The 3,362-nt window shown below is 69.4% G+C and carries 4 protein-coding genes; 1 reads left to right on the top strand and 3 read right to left on the bottom strand.

Annotated features, from left to right (window positions below):
* Both ACAM49_RS39355 and ACAM49_RS39360 read right to left on the bottom strand, forming a co-directional pair.
* Window positions 1–492: VOC family protein (locus ACAM49_RS39355; RefSeq protein ID WP_369640603.1), on the bottom strand; the 492-nt coding region annotated here is incomplete at its 3' end.
* Window positions 493–511: 19 nt separating this feature from the next.
* A complete protein-coding gene (locus tag ACAM49_RS39360; RefSeq protein WP_369640604.1) occupies window positions 512–1,495 on the bottom strand; it encodes a GlxA family transcriptional regulator in 984 nt (327 codons plus the stop codon).
* A 141-nt stretch (window positions 1,496–1,636) separates the two neighbouring features.
* Here ACAM49_RS39360 and ACAM49_RS39365 point away from each other — a divergent pair, with 141 nt between their 5' ends.
* A complete protein-coding gene (locus ACAM49_RS39365; RefSeq protein WP_369640605.1) occupies window positions 1,637–2,929 on the top strand; it encodes an MFS transporter in 1,293 nt (430 codons plus the stop codon).
* On the opposite strand, the gene ACAM49_RS39370 is transcribed toward ACAM49_RS39365, so the two are convergent.
* Complete coding sequence (locus tag ACAM49_RS39370) at window positions 2,900–3,340, bottom strand: DUF3099 domain-containing protein (RefSeq protein WP_369640606.1); 441 nt, start codon at window positions 3,338–3,340, stop codon at window positions 2,900–2,902. The genes ACAM49_RS39365 and ACAM49_RS39370 overlap by 30 nt on opposite strands.
* Window positions 3,341–3,362: the final 22 nt, after the last annotated feature.

Genomic DNA, 3,362 nt, shown 5'->3' on the forward strand with positions numbered 1-3,362 from the left:
GGCCCAGGCGGTGAGGTCGGTCCAGAAGCGAGATTCGGTGTTGTAGTCGGAATCGCCGATGTCGAGACAGATTTGGTCGAGGCGGCTGCGGTCGCCAGCGGGGCCGGTGACGGTGGGGGTGAGGCCGCCCGACCCGTCGTGGAAGGGGGTGATGCAGAAGGGCATTCCGGCGGGGGAGTGCAGGACGGCGTAGCCGATGCGTTCGGTGAGGATGTTGTCCTCGGCGAGGGTGGCGCCGAGTTGGACGGCGCGGTCGGTGGCGGCGGGGACGTCGTCGACATCGAGGTCCAGGTGGATGCGGGCGGGGCCGTCGGCCAGGGCCTGCATCTTGAGGGTCGGCGCGCCGGATTCCGGTAGCAGCGTGACGAATTCGTCGCGGTCGCCGCGGCGGGGCGAGAGGGTGGTGCCGGTGACGGCGGTCCAGAATTCGGCGGCGGTGTCGAATTGTGCGGCGGGACGGTCCAGGAAGGCCCACACCCAGCGAATCGTCATGCTGTCTCCCATATTTCGGTCAGGCTGTCCGCAGGGGCTCGCGCTTGCGGAAGGTCTTGCGGTAGGCCAGCGGCGGCACGCCCAGTTCCAGGCGCATGTGATGGCGCAGCGACGCGGAGGTGCCCAGCCCCGCGGCCCGCGCCACCTCGTCGATCGGCAGGTCGGTGGTCTCCAGCAGGTGCCGGGCATGGCGGACGCGCTGCTGCAGGATCCACGCGCCCGGCGCCATACCGGTCTCTGCCTTGAACCGGCGGGTGAAGGTGCGCACGCTCATATGAGCATGCGCGGCAAGGGAGTTCAGGTCCAGCTCCCGGTCCAGATGGTGCAGCGCCCAGCGGCGTGTCGGCGCGGTGCCGTCGCTGCCCGGCTCGGGCACCTGCCGCTCGATGAACTGCGACTGCCCGCCCTCGCGCCACGGCGGCACCACACAGTAGCGGGCCGCGCCATTGGCGGCGGCGGTGCCGTGATCGGTGCGGATCAGATGCAGGCATAGATCGATGCCCGCGGCCAATCCCGCTGAGGACCAGACGTTTCCGTCCTGGATGAACAGCTGGCTCTCGTCCAGCAGGACATCGGGGTAGAGCTCGCGGAAGCGGTCGGCGAACTGCCAGTGGGTGGTGGCGCGGCGGCCGTCCAGCAGGCCCGCCGCGGCCAGCACGAACGCGCCGGTGCAGATGGAGACGATGCGCGCGTCGGGCCGAATCGTGGCCAGCGCCTCGGATACCGGGGACGGCAGCGTGCCGTCGCGGCGCGGTTGGGTGATGCGGGTGCCCGGCACGATCACGGTGTCGGCGCGGGTCAGCAGTTCCGGACCGTATTCCGGGATGACGGTGTATCCGCCGGTGGCTACGACGCCGCCTTCTTCGATGCCGCAGGTGTGCACCTCGTAGAGCTGGTTGCCGTCCTCGTCGACGGCCGCGCCGAGCACCAGGGGCGGGATGGCCATATCGAATCCGACGGTGGGTTCCAGGACGAGGACCGCGACGAGATGGGGTGTCGGCACGATGCTCCCTCCATTTTGGCTAGATCTTGACGCATTGTGGCATTCCGGCCACTCGTTCGGGAAGCGTATTTCGGTCACGCTCATGCGGTGAGCGAATTGAGAGACGACCTCGACCTGGAATCAGCGGAGGGCACAACGCCATTGGCGAAGCCTGAGCGGCCGCCGGCCGAGCGCCGCGGCCTGCATCCCGCCTGGATCGTGGCGGCCGTGAGCTTCGTGGCGCTCATCGGCGCGGCCGGATTCCGCTCGGTGCCCGGCGTGCTCATGGATCCGCTGCACGAGGAGTTCGGCTGGTCGCACGGCACCATCGGCGCGGCGGTGTCGGTGAATGTGGTGCTCTACGGCCTGTTCTCGCCGTTCGCGGCCGCGCTCATGGACCGGTTCGGGATTCGCCGCGTGGTGGCCTGCGCACTGCTGTTGATCGCGGCGGGCAGCGGGCTGACGGTGTTCATGACCCGGCCGTGGCAGCTCATGGCCACCTGGGGTGTGCTGGTCGGCGTCGGCGTGGGATCCATGTCGATGTCGTTCGTGGCCACCATCACCGGCCGCTGGTTCGTGAAGCAGCGCGGCCTGGTCACCGGTGTGCTCACCGCCGCGGGTGCGGCCGGGCAGCTGGTGTTCTTGCCGCTGATCGCGAGCCTGGCCCGCGATCACGGTTGGCGCACACCGTCTCTGGTGGTGTCGGGACTGGCGCTGGCGGTGGTACCGCTGGTGGTGCTGTTCGTGCGCGACTTCCCCAGCGATGTCGGCGCCCGCGCCTACGGCGCCGAACCCGGCAGCGATGCGGGCGTGCGCACGGCCTCGCCCGGCGGCGCGACCCGGGCGCTCACAGTCCTGGCGATGATTGTCCGCAAGCCCGTGTTCTGGCTGCTGGCAGGCGGTTTCGCCATCTGCGGCGCCTCCACCAACGGCCTGATCGGCACCCATTTCGTGAGCGCCGCCCACGATCACGGCATGCCCGCCACCACCGCCGCGAGCCTGCTGGCCGTCTGCGGCCTGTTCGATGTCGCGGGCACCATCGCCTCGGGCTGGCTCACCGACCGCATCGATTCCCGGTACCTGCTGGTCACCTACTACACGCTGCGCGGTGTCTCACTGCTGTTCCTGCCGATCCTGTTCGGCCCGGACGTGCAGCTGAGCATGTGGGCGTTCATCATCTTCTACGGCCTGGACTGGATCGCCACCGTGCCGCCGACGGTCGCACTGTGCCGCGAGCACTTCGGCGCGGACGGACCGGTCGCCTTCGGCTGGGTCTTCGCCTCGCACCAGCTGGGTGCGGCCCTCGCGGCCTTCGGCGCGGGCGTGATTCGTGATGCGCAGGGCAGCTACACGACCGCGTGGTTCATCGCCGGCGGCCTGTGCGGGCTGGCGGCACTGTTCTCGGCGGCCATCCCGCGCAAGGCGTCATCCCTCGATGGCGTTGTGCGGGCCTGATTCGATCGCCTTCTGATTGTTCCGCCCGTCCCAGCGGCTGGGTTCTTCCTTGGTGCGGGGCGGGCGGTCGTTCGCGCCCAGCACCGCGATCCACGGCAGCGGAATCGAGACGCCGATGATCAGCAGCGAGATCCACCAGGTGTGCCACAGGCCGTAGGCGATCGCCGCGCCGATCAGGCAGGGGATGCGGAACGACATGATCATGATGTAGCGCCGCACCCGATCCTTGTGCTGCTGCTCGAGCGACGTCGCGGCCTCGGTGATCAGCGCCGGATGCTGCTTCTGCTCACCCGGGAAGTACCCCTGCGACAGCCGGGGTGGCTTGGGGATCGAACCGGCGGGATGGAATTCGACGTCGGGGCGATCCTCGCCGCTGGTGCCGTCGGCCTGGGATTCGCCGTCACGCTGCATACCCCCGAGTCTTCCACTACGC

The sequence above is a fragment of the Nocardia sp. JMUB6875 genome, assembly GCF_041154655.1.
GTDB lineage: Bacteria > Actinomycetota > Actinomycetes > Mycobacteriales > Mycobacteriaceae > Nocardia.